The sequence below is a fragment of the Streptococcus sp. HMSC034E03 genome, from assembly GCF_001811505.1.
Lineage (GTDB): Bacteria > Bacillota > Bacilli > Lactobacillales > Streptococcaceae > Streptococcus.
Window position 1 is genome coordinate 187,683 of sequence record NZ_KV804997.1, and the last position, 655, is coordinate 188,337.

General features: G+C 47.8%; 1 protein-coding gene. It reads right to left on the reverse strand.

Features of this window, described 5'->3' with window-relative positions; genetic code table 11:
* A partial coding sequence (locus HMPREF2805_RS08945) for an SIALI-17 repeat-containing surface protein (RefSeq protein WP_398577616.1) occupies positions 1 to 655 on the reverse strand: 655 nt, incomplete at both ends.

Here is a 655-nt window from a genome sequence, read left to right on the forward strand (position 1 = left end):
TGTATTCTGGAACCTCATGGATTGCTCCTTCTGCTCCATTGACACCACCTGTGAATTCTGGGCTTACTTCCTGAACAGCTGCTTCGACACCATTCACACCACCAGTAAACTCTGGAACTTCATGAATAGCGGCTTCTGCTCCATTGACACTGCCTGTGTATTCTGGGCTTACTTCATGAACAGCTGCTTCGACACCATTCACTCCACCAGTAAATTCTGGGACTTCATGAATAGTTGCTTCACCTGCTGCGCCAATTGCTCCTGTGTATTCCGGAACTTCATGAACAGCTGCTTCGACTGCGTTAACGCCACCCTTGAATTCTGGGACTTCTACTACTGGAGCTGCTTCGTCACCTGCTGTGCCAATAGCTTCAGTGTACTCTGGAACTTCATGAACAGCTGCTTCGACACCATTTACTCCACCTGTAAATTCTGGGACTTCTACTACTGGTGGTTGGATTTTATCAGCTGCTTCATTTTCTTCAATGTACTCTGGAACTTCATGAACAGCTGCTTCAACAGCATTAACCCCACCCTTGAATTCTGGGACTTCTACTACTGGAGCTGCTTCTTCACCTGCTGTACCAATAACTCCTGTGTACTCTGGAACTTCTACTACTGGGGCTGGCTCGTCGCCTGCTGTTCCAATTGCTCC